A 16,445-nucleotide genomic window follows, 5' to 3' on the forward strand; every position below is an offset into this window, starting at 1 on the left:
CCCCGAGCTCGCTGCCGATGGCGGTGCAGGTGGCGGTCAGTGATCGGTAGTCCTCGCGGTGCTGCTGGACCATCCGGACGGCCCGGGTCTTGAACTCGGGGTCGTAGGACTTTTTCATGCTGGTGATCCTTCCTTATCGGAAGGCGGCAAGAAACCCGTGACGGTTCAATATGCGCGATCCAGGCGCCACCACGACGACGGGTGTGGGCCAGCAGCTGGCAGAGATTCTCGACCACGGCATTCGCCGCATCGTCGTGGGCTGCGGCGATTCCGGTACCTCTGATGGCGGTGCTGGTGCCCTGCGCGCGCTCGGGCTAAAGATCCTGGACGAACACGGCGAGGAAATCCCCCAGGGTGGCGCGGCACTTGCTCAGGCACACAGCCTGGACGCCAGCGGAATGCACCCCGCACTCGCCGAAGCAGAGATCACCCTGGCCTGCAATATCCACAACATCCTCACCGGCCCACGTGGTGTGGCCCGCGTCTTCGGACCACAGAAGGGCGCTACTCCAGAACAGGTTGAGCAGCTGGAACAGGGTTTGGAGCACTTCGCTGATTTGCTCGTCGATACGTTCCAGCCCCAGGCCGATATCCATTCCGGGCGCGGCTCCGGAGCTTCCGGTGGGCTAGGCGCAGGGCTGATGGCGATCGGTGCGACCGCGCGCGACCGCTTCGACGTGCTTTTAGGCGACCTGCCCGCCCCAGAGGACATCGACGTCCTGATTGAGAAGGCGGACCTGGTCATTACCGCGGAAGGCGCGGTTGACTTCCAGACTCCCCGCGGCAAGGTGCCCGCAGAAATCGCCCGCCGCGCGCAGAACACCGGCGTTCCGGTGATCGCTTTGGCCGGCTCGCTGGGCAAGGGCGCGGACAACGTTTATGAAGTCGGCATTTCCGCCATTCAGTCCATCATGACGGTGCCGATGGCTCTGGAAGACGCGGTACGCGACGGCCGCAAGCTGCTGATCGACGCCACCGAGCGCGCCATCCGCATGCTGCAGATCGGGTGTGTGGTCGCCGCCCGCCAAGAACAGGCAGTGCGCCACCGCTACCAGAACGCCAGCTAAAGTACGGAGGTCGCGGCGATGATGAAATCGCCGCGCACCGCCCACCGCCCTTCAATGAACGGCACCGGCGTCGGCCGCACCAACAGGTAGGCGATGAAGGTGCCATCAGCGCGCACATCAATCTGCGCTTCCTCGAAGCCAAGCCAGCGGTGCGTCATAGGGAACCACGCCTTATACGTGGCTTCCTTGGCGCAGAACAGCAACCGGTCCACGTGGAGGTCGGGGAAATCGTCATGAAGCGCCAAGAGGCCCTCAAGCTCACCTGCGCGCGCGATCTGCTCCAACACGCCCTCCGGCAACACACTGTTGGGCTCAGCATCGATGCCAAGCGAACGCACCTTGGCAATCGGCGCGGCCACCGCTGCACGGAAACCTTCCGTGTGCGTCATCGATCCGGTGAAGCCTGCAGGCCACAGCGGCATGCCGCGCTCACCCTTCAAGATCGGCCCGGCATCGACCACGCCTAGTTCGGCTAGAGCCCGGTGAGCGCACCAGCGCGCGTCACCGAACTCCGCTTTTCGACGATCCACTGAGTGACTCACCAACGTCTGCTCCTGCGGATCCAAGATCTCGAAATTAGCCATGTCCTTCGACTTTGGATCGGTGAGAATGTAGACGTAGCGGGCGGCTGATGGAAACAGTTCCGTATCTTGCACTACTGTTTCACCTCCATCACCGGGTAAGGCCAGGGCTGCGAGTGGTGGCCCTCCCTCTCCCACTCCTTGGGATAACCCAGGGACACTTCGATGTGTTTGACTCCATCGATGATGTCCGTGGACGGCATATGGAGGTGCCCATAAATGACAGCTTTAGCGTTATAGCGCGTGGCCCACCCGCGGGTATGCCGGGTGCCGCACCACAGGGCGATTTCACTCCAGCGCATCGCCATGGTCGGTTCTTGCACCAGCGGCCAGTGGTTCACCAGAATGGTTGGGCCGTTGATGCGCGACAGTCGCTTGATGGAATATGTCAGCCGATCCCAGCACCACGCGCGGATATCGACGAAGGGGGCGATGGCCACCTCATCCGTCATCATGATCTGCTTCTGCTTCGCCGCGGCAATGGCTTCCTCCACGCTCATCCCCGGCCCGCGGAAGGAGTAGTCATACAGCGTAAACAGTGGCACCACGGTCACACCACCAAAGACGGGGTAGGCATCCTCCGGGGTGATCACGCCGACCTGGCGCAGCTCTCGAACCAACTCCTCATATTTGGCCCGCCCCTGGTGCAGGTCCGTGGTGCGGGAGAAGAGCTCATGGTTGCCCGGCACCCAGATCACCTTCGCGTAGCGCTGGGTCAAGTCCTTGAGTACCCGGACGACCAGCTCTGTGCGCTCCGCGACATCACCTGCGACGATCAGCCAGTCCTTCGGATTGGGCGGGACAAGACCGTCGATACTGTCATGGTTAGCTTTGGCCGCCGCGTGAAGATCGGAGACGGCCCAGAGCGTGGTGGGGGTGGTGGCCATGGTTACAGATCTACCACGGCCCACGCCATCGAGCGGAAGCGAATGACCACGCCGACCAAACGAATCAAAATGAAGGCGAGCAGGCCCACCCAAATGCCGGTCAGTCCCCCACCGACGAGGTGGCTGATCCACACGCCCGGCAAGAAGCCCAGCAGCACCGAGGCGATAGTGAGGTTGCGCAAGAACGCCGCATCGCTAGCACCCAGCAGGACACCATCCAGGGCGAAGACCACGCCGCCGGCCACGATCATGACAAGCAACAACCACCACGGCACAGCCATCTGGTCCAGCACCGCCTGGTCGTTGGTAAAGATCGACTGGATCCACGGCGCACCCAGACCAAAGACCAGCGCGAGCCCGCCAGCGAACACCGTGGAGTACAAGGTCACCTTAGTGCCCACCTTGCGCGCATCGTCCACGTTGCCGCTACCCAAGGCTGAACCGGTCAGCGTTTGCGCGGCGATCGCCAAGGAATCCAACACCAGCGTGATGAAGTTCCACAGCTGCAGCATGATCTGGTGTGCAGCCAGCGCCACCACGCCCACCCGGGCCGCCACCGCCGCCGCAGAGATGAACGCCACCTGGAAAGACAAAGAACGCAGGATCAGGTCGCGGCCCAGCACCAGCTGACGGCGCATCACATGCCACCGCGGGGCCCAACTGCCGTTGTGGCTTCGCGCCAAAGCGATGAGGAAACAACTAGAGGTAATGGTCACCCCCAAAACGTTCGCCGCGGCCGAGCCGACCAGCCCCCACCAGTTCACGAAGATGGGGATGGCGATCGCGCCGGGGATCACACCGGCCAGCGTGAAATACAGTGGCCAGCGCGTATTTTGAATGCCGCGCAGCCAACCGTTTCCGGCCATCACAATCAGAGTGAGCGGAATCGCGAAAGCGGAGACATGGAGCCATTGAGCCGAGCGGGACGCCGTGTCCGCATTGCCCGTCAGGGCGAAAGCGATGGGATACGCGAAGATCCACACCAAGGTGGCCAGCAAGAGCCCAACTCCGATCCCCACCCAGGTCGCCTGCACGCCTTCAGCCACTGCTTCGTCGCGTTTGCCCTGCCCGTAAAGCCGGGAGGCGCGCGCCGTAGTACCGTAGGACAGGAACGTCAGCTGTGTGGTCACGGTGGATTGCACGGTCGTGCCGGCGGCCAGGGCGGCCAGCTGTTCGGCACCCAGCCTGCCAATCACGGCGGTATCAAGCAGCAAGTACAGCGGGGTTGCTGCCAACACGCCGAGCGCGGGGAAAGCAAGCGAGAAGATCGTGCGTGCTGAAATCTCGCTCGCCTTGAGCGTCACGATTCGCGGAGGGCATCGATAAGCTTATCGACGACCTCCTCTGCACTCCCTGCTGCCGAATAGCCAGCGGCTGGCTCATGACCGCCCCCACCGAGGCGCGCCGCCACCTTGGACACGTCCGTACTACTCGAACGAAGAGAGACGGACCAGAACCCCGGGTGCATCTCTTTCAACACCACTCCGATATCAGTGCCTTCGAGCACGCGCACATAATCAATCGCCGTCTCGATTGCTGGTTGAGACATGTGGTCATTGGCCGCAGCATCCACCACCAACACTGCAACGTGGTGCCCGTGCGCCTCGCGGATCTGTACCCCGGACATAATTTTGCCCAGATGGTGCAGGTCCGTCGCCGATATCCGGTCCATCAGGTCCATCGAAATCTGGCGCGGATCCAGGCCAAACTCCATCAGCTCTGCGGCCAACGTGTGCATGCGCGGGGTGCCCCATTTGAAGCTGCCGGTATCGGTGACCAGGCCTGCATAGAGGCAATATGCAAGCTCATAATCCAGTGGCACGCCAAGGTGTGTCAGCACGTCGCGCAGCAGCGTGGTGGTCGATTCGGCATCCGCGACGAAGTTGTGGTGCCCGAAACCAGGATTGGTTACGTGGTGATCAATAACCAGCACCTGCGGTGCCGCAGCAATCGCATCAGCAAGCATGCCGGTGCGATCCAGAGAGGCGCAGTCGACAGTGACAACCAAGGCATCGTCGTGAAGCTCGTCTCCCAGCTGAACCTCATCCGCACCGGGGATGCAGTGCAGGTTTTCCGGGAATGGGTGGGGCTGCCCAATCTGCACGATCACCTCTTTGCCCAGGCTGCGCAGCGCGCGCGCCAGGGCTGTGGCGGAGCCGATGGCATCGGCGTCAGGGCGGATGTGCGTGACGACGACCACCCGTGGCGCCTCCTGCAGAATCCGGGCTGCGCCAACGCTATCGACGGCTGAAGGGGTAGACATTACACCTCGTCGCTTTCCGTCTTATATGGGTTGGCATCGCCGGCCGGTTTCGCATTCTTCTTCAGCTCAGCCAATTCTTCGTCGCGGGCACGCGCCTTGGCCAGCAGTTCTTCCATGCGGGCCGATGCCTCGGGCACGGTATCCAGCTCAAAGCTCAGCGTCGGGGTAAATCGGACGCTCAGCTCGTCGCCGACGATCTTGCGCAGCTGGCCCCGCGCACGGTGCAGGGCCTCAGCCGCCTGATCATAATTGGGCTCGTCGTCAATGTTGACGCCACGCACCGTGTAGTAGACGGTGGCATCGTGCAAGTCGCCAGTCACCCGCGTGTCGGTGACGGTGATCAGTTCCATGCGGCGATCCTTGATGTCGTGTTCGATCGCACTCGCGACGATCGTCTGGATCCTCTTGGCCATTCGATTCGCACGTGGGTTCTCAGCCATGTCATCTCCTCGCAGAAATTAAAGGGTTAATGGTCTTTTAGCTCTCCCAGTGTACCTAACACAGTGCCAGATACCGCACCGCGCAGAAAAACGCCCCTCCTCTGATTCTGCAGCTGCAGAAAATGAGGAGGGGCGTTCGTCGTTAAGCGATATTAATCGCGTGGGACTTCCACCATTTCGTACACCTGGATGATGTCGTCCACTTCGATGTTCGGGTAGCTGAGCACCATACCGCACTCATAACCCTTCTCCACCTCGGTGACGTCATCCTTCTCGCGGCGCAGCGAGGTGATGGTCGCATTCTCGGTGACGACCGTGCCGTCGCGGACCAAGCGAGCCTTGGCATTGCGCACGACCTTGCCATCGGTGACCATGCAACCTGCGATGAGGCCCACAGCGGATGCCTTGAAGATCTGGCGAATCTCGGCGGAACCGACTTCGCGCTCTTCGTAGATCGGCTTGAGCATGCCCTTGAGAGCGTTCTCGACGTCCTCGATCGCCTGGTAGATGACCGAGTAGTAGCGAATATCCACGCCCTCTTCGTTGGCTTCCTCGGTGGCCTTGCCCTCGGAGCGAACGTTGAACGCCAGGATCACAGCATCGGAGGCTGCTGCCAGCGTCACGTTGGTCTGGGTCACGGCACCAACACCACGGTCGATGATGTTCACCTCGACCTCGTCGTCCACCTCGATCTTGAGCAACGCATCTTCCAGTGCCTCGACGGAACCAGCATTGTCGCCCTTGAGGATGAGGTTGAGCTGGTTGGTCTCCTTGAGCACCTGATCCAGGTTCTCCAGGGACACACGCTTCTGACGACGCGCCTGCAGCGCCGAACGCTGACGAGCATCACGCTGCGCCGCGATCTGACGTGCCACGCGGTCATCTTCCACCACGAGCAAGTTGTCGCCAGGACCGGGAACACCGTTCAGGCCCTGGACCTGCACTGGGCGGGATGGACCAGCAGACTCGACGTCATTGCCCCACTCGTCCGACATGCGACGCACACGGCCGAAGGTGGAACCAACGACGATGGACTCGCCGACGTTCAAGGTACCGCGCTGCACCAGAATCGTCGCGACAGGGCCACGGCCGCGATCAAGGTGAGCCTCGATGGCCAGACCCTGCGCGTCCATGTCCGGGTTCGCGGTCAGTTCAAGTGCTGCATCTGCGGTCAAGGTGATGGCCTCGAGCAGATCGTCGATACCCGTGCCCTGCTTTGCAGAGATGTCAATGAACATGGTGTCGCCGCCGTACTCTTCCGGCACCAGCCCGTACTCGGTGAGCTGGCCACGGATCTTCTCCGGCTGCGCTTCTTCCTTATCCACCTTGTTCACTGCCACGACGATCGGCAGGTCTGCTGCCTTCGCGTGGTTGATCGCCTCAACGGTCTGCGGCATCACGCCGTCATCCGCTGCGACAACAAGGACTGCCAAGTCAGTGGACTGGGCACCACGGGCACGCATCGCCGTGAAGGCTTCGTGGCCTGGGGTATCCAGGAAGGTTAGAGTGCGCTCTTCACCCTCAACCTCAACATTGACCTGGTAAGCGCCAATGCCCTGGGTGATGCCGCCGGCCTCGCCGGAGCCCACGTTGGCCTGGCGGATGGTATCCAGCAGGCGGGTCTTACCGTGGTCGACGTGGCCCATGACAGACACCACCGGTGGGCGCTGTTCCAAAGCTTCCTCGTCGCCCTCGTCCTCACCGAACTGCAGGTCGAAGGACTCGAGCAGCTCGCGGTCCTCATCTTCTGGGGAGACGATCTTGACTTCGTAGTTGATCTCCGCAGCCAGCAGCTCGAGAGTTTCCTCCGGCACGGACTGGGTCGCGGTAACCATCTCGCCCAAGTTGAACAGTGCCTGGACCAGGTTCGATGCCTCGGTACCGATCTTCTCCGCGAAGTCCGACAGGGTTGCACCCTGGCGCAAACGTACGGTCTTGCCGCCGCCATCTGGGAGGCGCACGCCACCGATTACGTTTGGTGCCTGCTGCTCCTCGTACTCGCTGCGCTTCTGACGCTTCGACTTACGTCCGCGACGCGGTGCGCCACCCGGACGTCCGAATGCACCAGCGGTTCCGCCGCGGCGTCCACCGCGTCCACGGAAACCGCCGCCTGGACGGCCACCAGGGCCGCCCTGGCCGCCACCACGGCGACCGCTGCGGTTGTTGGTCTTTTGTGGCATCACACCTGGTGTTGGTGCCGCCGCTGCCATATCCGCAGGTGTTGGCGCTGGACGACGACCGCCGCCAGACCCACCCGGGCGTGGTGCCGGGCGATCGCCCTGGCGCTGCTGGCCACCACGGTTACCTCCTGGCTTCGGGCTACCCTGGCCCTGTCCACCGCGACGGTTCTGCTGTCCACCACGGCCACCTCCTGGGCGTGGGCCTGGTCGGCCGCCGCCGGAGCTGCCAGTGGAAAATGGGTTGTTGGCCACACGTGGTGCCCCGCCTGGCTTCGGGCGTGGGCGTGGCATTGCGCCTGGCTTCGCTGCTGCATCTTCCTCGCGGGATTCCGCTAGCTTCTTTGCGGTTTCGCCAGGCTTCGGGATGGTGCGTGCAGGCTTGTCCGCACCGGGCTTCGGCGCCGATGCTGCGGGCTTCTTTTCTGCCGGGGTCTCGGCCTTCTTTGCTGGCTTCGCCGGCTGCGGCTTGGCCTGCGTTTTGGCAGGGCCAGGCTTCGCGGGGCCAGGCTTTGCTGGACCGGGCTTGGCAGGGCCAGGCTTCGCAGCGCTGGGCTTTACCCCAGGCTTCGGTGCCTTGGATGCCTTCGAATCCCTCGACCCCTGTGATTCAGCGGTCTCGCCGCCCTTGTCGGACGGGTGCTTCTGCTCGTAGAGCGCCGTCATCTTCTTGACCACCGGTGGTTCGATGGTGCTTGATGCGGTCTTAACGAACTCTCCCTGCTCCTTGAGTGCGGCGAGTAGTTCCTTGCTTGTTACGCCGAGTCGTTTTGCGAGCTCGTGTACACGTAGCTTTCCGGGCACTTGTCTCCTCTTAGTTCAGCTAGAGAAGTGGCCGCGGAAAACGGGACCACCCTCTAGTCGCTTTTATTGACTTTCATCGCTGATGCTTCATCGTGTTGCGCTCATCAGTGTTCGGTCTTCCTTACAATCTTGGGTCCATCTGCATATCTATCTGCATGTTCTGCGATGTACTCGCGTACATGGCTTACGTCCACAGGAGTGGACACGCGGAGCGCACGCCCAAAAGCGCGCCTTTTCTCCGCAAGCTCAAATGCTTCCCATGTTGGGCTAATCCACGCTCCCCTGCCAGGCAACCGCCTCGCTGGGTCTGCAATCACTCGTGCCGCATCCGCGGGATCAATCACGCAGCGCAGGAGTTGGGTGTCAGGCATTACCCGCTTCAAAGCTATGCAGGTGCGTTGCCTAATACTCAAAGGGCTCCTCACTGGTCAATTCCACGTCACGGCCCGGGCAATCGCTCCCTGAAAATAGGGAGCGCTCAAATGGGCCATCGCCCAGCCTACGCTAAAGTTACAAGAATTTGAACTTACTCGCGCTGACGCACCCGCATGGCCCTAGGCTTCCACGTCAGAATGGATGTCGATTTTCCACCCAGTCAGCCGCGCAGCAAGGCGCGCGTTTTGGCCTTCCTTGCCGATTGCCAGGGAAAGCTGGTAGTCCGGCACGACCACCTTCGCGGTCTGCGCTTCGGCATCAATTACCTCCACGCGCACCACCTTCGATGGGGCAAGCGCATTTCCGACGAACACAGCAGGATCCTCAGAGTAGTCGATGATGTCGATCTTCTCGCCTCCAAGTGCCTTCATAATGTTGGTCACACGCGAGCCCTTCGGTCCAATGCAGGCACCCTTGGCGTTGATGCCCTTCGCCACGCCACGCACGGCCACCTTGGAGCGGTGCCCTGCCTCACGTGCAATGGACACGATCTCGACCGCGCCGTCGGCCACCTCAGGCACCTCAAGCGCAAATAGGCCGCGCACCAGCTCTGGGTGAGTACGCGACAGGTTAACCTGGATCGCGCGCTCCCCACGGTTGACGCCCACCACGTAGGCCTTGACTCGATCGCCGTGCTTCAGCTTCTCGCCCGGGATCTGTTCGGCGGGTAGCAGGATACCGTCTTGCGGTTCGGCCTCGGTACCGATCTGCACAATGATCATGCCGCGCTCATTAGCGCGCACGTCTTGCTGCACCACACCGGAGACAATCTGGCCTTCGAAAGTGGCGTATTCGTCGTAGGCTTTCTCAGCCTCTGAGGTGCGCAGTCGCTTCACAATGGCTTCGCGCACGGCGGAGGCGCCGATGCGGGCGAAGTTCACTGGGGTGTCGTCATATTCGGAGATCACGGCACCTTCGTCGTCAAGCTCGCTGACGATCACGGCGACATCGCCGGTCATGGTATCAATATCTACCCGCGCGGAGGTGCCGGGCTCGGCGGGCGCTTCTTTGGAGTCGCGGTATGCGAACAGCAGCGCCTGCGCAATCGTTTCAAGGAGGTCATCAACGCCGATGCCTTCCTGCTTCTCGATGGCGTTCAGCGCTGAAATGTCGATATTCACTTGTTTTCCTCTCGCCGGGCTACGGCAGTCTCGAACGATTCTTCGGCGACCTCAACTTCGGCCACCGGTGGCTTACCAAACTCAATTTCTACCACCGCGCGCGTCGATTCGGAAACCGGCAGCACCGCTACCTCGGGGTTGGCCGTCTTCTTCTGCGCGTTGTGCTTCACGACGATCACCTCGCCACTATCATCACTGAGCGCACCAATGCGCCACAGCGTTTTTTGACCGTGCTCGTCCATCACTTGCACCAACCGCCCTCGGTTGCGCCGCCAGTGCCGCGGCAACGTCAGCGGATGCTCGATGCCAGGGGTGGTGACTTCCAGGCTGTAACCTGCACCGAAATTGACCTCGCCTGCGGCTTCGGCCTCGTCGAAAAGCTCGCCGATCTCATTGGAGACCACCTCAAGCTCGTCGAGCGTGGGGCGGGTATCCGAGTCCAGAGCGATCGACACGACAGACTTCTTGCCTGCTCGCGTTGCCCCGACGTGTTCGATGTCCATCGCGTGCGCGTCCGCGATGGGCTGGATCAGGGTGGTCAGTTCTTCAACAGTGGGAAAAGCCATGGTGCCATCGTAGCGATGCGCCGCCAGGCTGTACCATCTTGTGTGTGTTTAGCTCCCGCAGGTTCGCCACCGTTCTCGCCGCCATCCCCCTCACCGCCGTGTCTCTGACCGGCTGTTCGCAAGTGGTCGAGGTGTTCGGCCCCCGCCCGGACGCAGAGTTGGTGCAGTTGGCCCAGCAGGCGGAGGCCGACGCGTCCACGCTTGACGACGAACAGGCCACAGCCTTACGCGACAAGCAGGCACGGGAGCTTTACGACGAGATCTTGCGCGTCTGCGGAGTCGATCCGGAAGGCCAGTCTCCAGAATCTTGCACGGTGGACCGCTCCACCAATGAGGCCACCGGCGCTACCTCCCTGGCGCAGTCCGGCGAGGAGATGGCACGGTTTGTGGCTGAAAATAGGGCGAAGCTGCCGGAGGATTCCATCGACCTAGTGGTCTCGCACGTCGTCGATACGCTGGCCGCGACAGATGTAAGCCTGCCGGAAAACCTGGGCGAAATTACTGATGAGCAGGACCTCCAGGCCGCGCAAGCGATGCTGGAACGCGAGTACGCGTTGCAGTATGGCCTCGGCCTGGCCAGCGCCTATGCTGACGACGGTTTGCAACAACGCATTGATATGCTCAACGACACATCGCAGGACCGGGTCACTGCTCTGACACTGCTTGGTGCCGACCAGCCGGAGGATTCCGCCTTGGCGGCCGGCTATGAGTTTCAGGAGCTAGAGTCACCTACAACGACGGTGGCGGCGACCGCGCTTGTCGACGAGCTCGAGGCGAACCTTGTGGGCCAGTGGCGCACCACCGCGGCGGAAGCCTCCTCGGCGGAGTGGCAGTATGCTGCCAGCCACTTTGCAGCCCATGCTCAACGTGGTGAATAATACGGGTGGTTTTTATTCTATAACTTAAGGAGCATATTGTGAACGCTTCGTCCGTTCGAACGATGCGCTGGATATCCTTGGCCATCATTGCGGTGGCCATTTTCTTAATGACACTAGGCCCTGCCGAGGCGCCGCCTTCGTCGACAAGCATGCTCCCAGATGACGCCGAGTCCACCGCGGTTGCCGAAGAGCGCGCCGCCTCTTCCGAAGATTCGGGTAACGCCGCCGTGGTGCTTTTCACCGGTTTAAGCCCCGAGACCTTCGGTGAGCTGCAAGCCAAGGCCGAGGAACTTGGCGGGCCGCTGATCCCGAACGAGGAGATGGATTCCGCCATCGTTCCCGTTGAGGTGAGCTCCGATTCCCTGTTGGGCAACGTTGACGCGGTGAAAGAGCTGCGCGCGAACGCGGCCGAAGGTCTTCCGGATGGGGTTGAGGCGCAGGTCACGGGACCTGCAGCGATCGATGCGGACCTGTCCGGCGTGTTCGAGGGCGCTAACTTCACCTTGCTTGCGGTGACGGCGATCATTGTGGCGATCCTGCTGATCGTCACCTACCGCTCCCCGATTCTGTGGATCATTCCGCTGCTGGTCATCGGCATTGCCGACCGCGTAGTGGCCACCGCGTACACCTGGTTCCTCGACGCTTTCGGCATGGTGTGGAACGAGTCGACCGGCGGCATCCTGTCCGTGCTGGTCTTTGGTGCCGGCACCAACTACGCGTTGCTGTTGATCTCCCGCTATCGCGACGAGCTGACCAATTATGAGGACCGATTCGAGGCAATGGCCCGGGCGTGGAAGCCGACGGTGGAGACCATTTTGGCTTCTGCGTCCACAGTGGTCATCGGTGTGCTGTGCTTGCTGGTCTCGCTCACCCCGACCACGCGCGCACTCGGCACCGCGGCGGCTTTCGGCATTGTGATCGCTTTCCTCTTCGGCGCGTTCGTGCTGCCTGGCGTGCTGGTCTTGTTCGGTCGCTGGATTTTCTGGCCGCAGCGCCCGAAGGTCGGCGACGTCACCACCCACCGTGTATTCGATGCCGTGGGCAATCAGGTGGCCAAGCGCCCCGGCACGATCTTGACCACCTCCCTGGTCTTCCTGGGCATCTTGTGCCTGGGCTACTTCCAGATCACGACGGGCCTGACGCAGTCCGACCAGTTCATCGACAAGCCGGAGTCCATCGCCGCCGCCGAGACGCTTCCCGACGAGTTCCCCGACGTTTCTGCAACCCCTGCACTTGTGTCTACTTCCGAACCGGCCGAAGCCACGGAGCTGCTGGAAGCAGAGGGCTACACCGTGACCGAGAGCGACGGGCTACTCCAGGTGTCTGGCGGCACGACAGAGGAGCTGCGATCGTCGTTAAGCGGTACCGATGCGAAGGTTGGCGGCGCGGATGCAGAACTGTACGACACGGAGCAGGCCGCCGAGCGCGACCGCATGTTCATCTTCCCGCTCGTGCTGGGCCTGGTATTTGTGGCGCTGGTCTTCCTGCTGCGCTCTCTGGTGGCGCCGGCAATCATGGTGGCCTCGGTTCTGCTGACCAACGTGGCAGCTTTGGGCCTGGGCTGGTGGGTCTCCAGCGGACTGTTCGGTTTTGAGCGCTTCGATTCCACTACTCCGCTCTACGCTTTCGTGTTCTTGGTGGCGCTGGGTATTGACTACACAATATTTCTTGTTACCCGCGCACGCGAGGCCGCAACACATGAGGGAACGCGCAGCGGAATTCTCACCGCGCTGTCTGCTACAGGTGGCGTGATTACGTCGGCAGGTATTTTGCTGGCGGCGGTTTTCGCAGCCCTCGGCGTGCTGCCGCTAGTAGTGTTGGCGCAGGTGGGCATTGTTATCTGTCTCGGCGTCCTCCTGGACACCCTGATTGTCCGCTCGCTGGTGGTGCCCAGCATCGTCCGGCTGTTGGGCGAGAAGTTCTGGTGGCCGGCTCGCCCTGACCACGCGGCGAAGTAACACTCCTTCTTTAACCCGCGCCTCCCCCGAAAAGGGGGAGGCGCTTTCTTGTTGGCAAAAGATTTTTTCTACCCCCGCAAGACCACCCCCTTACCTGCCGTTTAGCCGACTTTCCTCGGTTGAAAAAAATTCCCTGCCTGCAGATATGACCGACGCTCCACACAGGAAATCGCTAGCGTTGTGAGTACGACATCCGAACGCGAGTTTTTACTCGGTCACCGGGGAACGTGCCCTAATTCCGGAATACCGGCACTGCCCTCTTTGGCCCGCCAAAGAAAGGAAATTATCGACTGTGACGACACAGCCTGATAACCGTATCGATTTCATCTACCTGTCCGAGCCGGACATGGTCGAAGCCGGCGTGGGGGACGCCGCCAAGTGTGTTGAGACCATGGAAGAAACCCTTATTCTTCTGGCCCGCGGTGATTACCGCATGGCCGGCGCGTCCGCTAACTCTCACGGCGCCCAGATCAACTTCCCGAAGGATCCAGAACACGAGGGCATGCCCGCCGATGGCCCGGATCGCCGCTTCATGGCGATGCCGGCCTACCTTGGCGGGCGCTTCCGCAACACCGGCGTGAAATGGTACGGCTCCAACGCGGAGAACCGCAAGCGCAGCCTGCCACGTTCCATCCACCTGTTCATCCTGAATGACACCGATACCGGCGCGCCGCTGGCCGTCATGAGCGCCAACACCTTGTCCGCGTACCGCACCGGCGCTGTCCCAGGGGTCGGCGTGAAGCACCTCGCCGTGGAAAACGCGGAGACCGTGGGCATCATCGGCCCAGGCGTGATGAGCCGCACGATTTTCTCGTCGGCAATGTCCCAACGCCCAAGCATCAAGAACCTGAAGATCAAGGGCCGCTCTCCTGAGTCCACCGAGCGCGCTGCGAACTGGTTCCGCGAAAAGTTCCCAGAGGTCAACGTGACCGTCGTCGACTCTGAGCAGGCAGCGATCGAGGATTCGGACATCCTCATCGGCGGCACCTCCACCTCGAAGGATGGCCCATCCGGCTTCCCATACTTCAAGACCGAGTGGCTCAAGCCCGGCGCACTGGTGCTGTGCCCCGCTGCCGCGCGTTTCGACGATGATTTCGTCTCCTCCGACAAGGCCAACTTGGTTGTGGACTACCGTGGCCTGTACTCCGAGTGGTTCCACGAGAACGGCAAGGATGTCACCTACGAGGACCTGCTGGGCATTCCAGGTAACCGCTGGTGGGACATGATCCAAGAAGGCTCCCTGAAGGAGGAGCAGCTGGTCAACATCGGCGACATCGCCGACGGAAAGGCACCTGGCCGCGAGAACGATGACCAGATCTTCCTCTACTCCATCGGCGGCATGCCCGTCGAGGACGTCGCTTGGGCGACCGACCTCTACGAGAATGCGATGAAGAAGGGCATCGGCACCAAGCTGAACCTGTGGGAAGACCCACTGCTGTCCTAAACGATTCACCACCAACCACCACAGAATTGAGTGTTAGCTCCCATGGCTTTTGAAACAGCCGAAGAACTCCGCAAGTTTATGAAGGACGAGGAGGTGGAATACCTCGACATTCGCTTCACGAACTTGACCGGAGTGGAGCACGCTCTGACCGTGCCTGTCCACGAATTCGATGACGATGCTGTAGAAAACGGCTTCGCTTTCGACGGTTCCTCGGTCGCGGGTTTCACCACTGTCGAGGCCTCCGACATGACCTTGGTGCCCGACATTGGCACGGCACACGTGGACCCATTCCGGGATCGCAAGACGGTGAACATGAAGTTCTTCGTCCACGACCCATTCACGATGGAGCCTTTCAGCCGCGACCCACGCAACGTCGCGCGCAAGGCCGAAGAGTACTTGCAGGAAACCGGTATCGCGGACTCCTGCTCCATCGGCGCGGAGGCGGAATTCTACGTCTTCGACTCCGTCCAGTACTCCACCGAAATTAACGCCGCTTTCCACAAGGTGGATTCCGACGAGGGCTGGTGGAATTCCGGCGCGGACACGATGATCGATGGTACCCCGAACCGCGGTAACCAGATCCGTGTCAACGACGGCTACTTCCCCACCGCTCCCTACGATAAGACGATTCCTGTCCGTGATGAGATTGCGGCCATCTTGACCCAGGTGGGCTTCAAGATTGAGCGCTTCCACCACGAGGTCGCTACCGGCGGCATCCAGGAAGTCAACTACCGCTTCAACACTCTGCTGCGCGCGGGTGATGATCTGCAGACCTTCAAGTACATCGTCAAGGGCACCGCTGAGAAGATGGGCCAGACCGCGACCTTCATGCCGAAGCCTCTCGACGGCGACGGTGGCTGCGGCATGCACGCCCACCAGTCCCTGTGGAAGGACGGCAAGCCACTGTTCTACGACGAGCACGGCTACGCCGGCCTGAGCGACATCGCCCGCTGGTACATCGGTGGCCTGCTCAAGCACGCCCCTGCTGTCATGGCCCTGACCAACCCGACGACGAACTCCTACCGTCGCTTGTACTCCGGGTTCGAGGCTCCAGTGAACCTGGCTTACTCCCAGCGCAACCGCTCGGCCGCGATTCGTATCCCGGTCACGGGTAACTCGCCTTCGGCGAAGCGCTTGGAGTTCCGCGCACCGGACCCATCCGGCAACCCATACTTGGGCTTCACGGCCCAGATGATGGCGGGCCTAGACGGAATCAAGAACCGCATCGATCCAGGCGAGGCAGTGGACAAGGACCTCTACGAGCTAGAGGTCCAGGAGGAGTTCAATGTGCCGAAGGTGCCGCACTCCCTCGAGGAATCTCTGAACGCGCTTGCCGACGATCACGACTTCCTCACCGAGGGCGACGTGTTCACCGATGATCTCATCGACACGTACATCAAGTTGAAGTACGACAATGAGATCATGCCGCTGCGTCAGGGCCCGACCCCGAAGGAATTCGAGCTCTACTACAACGTTTAAGAAGTTGGCGGAAGGTCTCCAGTTCGCTGGACCTTCCCCGCTTCCTCATCCCACGTGAACGTGGACTCGGGTCGCTGTCTTGTACGAAGCGATAGGTCACGCTGATCGTCGAATCGTCGACACGCGTAACCGCCTGAGGAAAACTGTAGACCTCATCGGTGGCCGGCCGAGCAAATTCGCCGTAGTTGTAGAGCATAATTTGGTCCGGTGACCCACCGGTGCCGCCATAGATGGGGACCACGATCCACGACAATGCTGCGCACGGATCGTACCCTTCAGTATTCGCGTGGTCAGCTGACCACGGATACTCCTGGTGCGGAAGATCGCCGACGTGCGCATGCACGC

Annotated in this window: 15 protein-coding genes; 5 read left to right on the top strand and 10 right to left on the bottom strand. The window is 61.5% G+C overall.

Annotated features, from left to right (window positions below):
• Window positions 1-170 precede the first annotated feature (170 nt).
• Window positions 171-1,067 (top strand): glycerate kinase family protein, encoded by an 897-nt coding sequence (locus B097_RS12190; protein ID WP_018580476.1) that lies wholly within the window; start codon window positions 171-173, stop codon window positions 1,065-1,067.
• Here the strand turns inward: B097_RS12190 and B097_RS0100015 are convergent.
• The 9 genes from B097_RS0100015 to rimP form a co-directional block, all read right to left on the bottom strand.
• Entirely contained in the window at window positions 1,064-1,723 is a 660-nt protein-coding gene (locus B097_RS0100015) for a 4'-phosphopantetheinyl transferase family protein (protein WP_018580477.1), read from the bottom strand. The genes B097_RS12190 and B097_RS0100015 overlap by 4 nt on opposite strands.
• The gene (locus B097_RS0100020; RefSeq protein WP_018580478.1) at window positions 1,723-2,535 is read right to left on the bottom strand and encodes a metallophosphoesterase family protein; all 813 of its coding nucleotides are present in this window, start codon (window positions 2,533-2,535) and stop codon (window positions 1,723-1,725) included. The genes B097_RS0100015 and B097_RS0100020 overlap by 1 nt, the downstream gene beginning before the upstream one ends.
• A gap of 2 nt (window positions 2,536-2,537) precedes the next feature.
• Window positions 2,538-3,839, bottom strand: a complete 1,302-nt coding sequence (locus B097_RS0100025) for an MATE family efflux transporter (protein WP_018580479.1) — start codon at window positions 3,837-3,839, stop codon at window positions 2,538-2,540.
• Window positions 3,836-4,798, bottom strand: coding sequence for a DHH family phosphoesterase (locus B097_RS0100030; protein ID WP_018580480.1), 963 nt, complete (start codon window positions 4,796-4,798; stop codon window positions 3,836-3,838). Before B097_RS0100030 ends, B097_RS0100025 begins: the two co-directional genes overlap by 4 nt.
• Complete coding sequence (rbfA, locus tag B097_RS0100035; protein WP_018580481.1) at window positions 4,798-5,238, bottom strand: 30S ribosome-binding factor RbfA; 441 nt, start codon at window positions 5,236-5,238, stop codon at window positions 4,798-4,800. The genes B097_RS0100030 and rbfA overlap by 1 nt, the downstream gene beginning before the upstream one ends.
• Window positions 5,239-5,390: 152 nt before the next feature.
• The gene (gene infB, locus B097_RS0100040; RefSeq protein ID WP_018580482.1) at window positions 5,391-8,219 is read right to left on the bottom strand and encodes a translation initiation factor IF-2; all 2,829 of its coding nucleotides are present in this window, start codon (window positions 8,217-8,219) and stop codon (window positions 5,391-5,393) included.
• A gap of 104 nt (window positions 8,220-8,323) precedes the next feature.
• The gene (locus B097_RS13195) at window positions 8,324-8,590 is read right to left on the bottom strand and encodes a YlxR family protein (RefSeq protein ID WP_244911197.1); all 267 of its coding nucleotides are present in this window, start codon (window positions 8,588-8,590) and stop codon (window positions 8,324-8,326) included.
• A gap of 183 nt (window positions 8,591-8,773) precedes the next feature.
• Window positions 8,774-9,775, bottom strand: a complete 1,002-nt coding sequence (nusA, locus tag B097_RS0100045; RefSeq protein WP_018580483.1) for a transcription termination factor NusA — start codon at window positions 9,773-9,775, stop codon at window positions 8,774-8,776.
• Window positions 9,772-10,341: a ribosome maturation factor RimP gene (gene rimP / locus B097_RS0100050; RefSeq protein ID WP_018580484.1), complete on the bottom strand. Its 570-nt coding sequence runs from the start codon at window positions 10,339-10,341 to the stop codon at window positions 9,772-9,774. Before rimP ends, nusA begins: the two co-directional genes overlap by 4 nt.
• Before the next feature lie 44 nt (window positions 10,342-10,385).
• Between rimP and B097_RS0100055 the strand changes: the two genes are divergently transcribed.
• The 4 genes from B097_RS0100055 (at window position 10,386) to glnA (ending at window position 16,100) form a co-directional block, all read left to right on the top strand.
• A complete protein-coding gene (locus tag B097_RS0100055; protein WP_018580485.1) occupies window positions 10,386-11,219 on the top strand; it encodes a hypothetical protein in 834 nt (277 codons plus the stop codon).
• 38 nt (window positions 11,220-11,257) lie between these two features.
• On the top strand, window positions 11,258-13,177 hold the full coding sequence (locus B097_RS0100060; RefSeq protein ID WP_026254182.1) for an MMPL family transporter: 1,920 nt from the start codon (window positions 11,258-11,260) through the stop codon (window positions 13,175-13,177).
• A gap of 292 nt (window positions 13,178-13,469) precedes the next feature.
• Window positions 13,470-14,621, top strand: a complete 1,152-nt coding sequence (locus B097_RS0100065; protein ID WP_018580487.1) for an ornithine cyclodeaminase family protein — start codon at window positions 13,470-13,472, stop codon at window positions 14,619-14,621.
• A gap of 42 nt (window positions 14,622-14,663) precedes the next feature.
• Window positions 14,664-16,100, top strand: coding sequence for a type I glutamate--ammonia ligase (gene glnA / locus B097_RS0100070; RefSeq protein WP_018580488.1), 1,437 nt, complete (start codon window positions 14,664-14,666; stop codon window positions 16,098-16,100).
• Here glnA and B097_RS13860 read toward each other — a convergent pair.
• On the bottom strand, window positions 16,042-16,443 hold the full coding sequence (locus B097_RS13860; RefSeq protein WP_161795920.1) for an LppP/LprE family lipoprotein: 402 nt from the start codon (window positions 16,441-16,443) through the stop codon (window positions 16,042-16,044). The two genes, glnA and B097_RS13860, sit on opposite strands and share 59 nt — an antisense overlap.
• Between the last annotated feature and the right edge of the window lie 2 nt (window positions 16,444-16,445).

The sequence above is a fragment of the Corynebacterium pilosum DSM 20521 = CIP 103422 genome (assembly GCF_000373805.1).
Classification (GTDB): domain Bacteria; phylum Actinomycetota; class Actinomycetes; order Mycobacteriales; family Mycobacteriaceae; genus Corynebacterium; species Corynebacterium pilosum.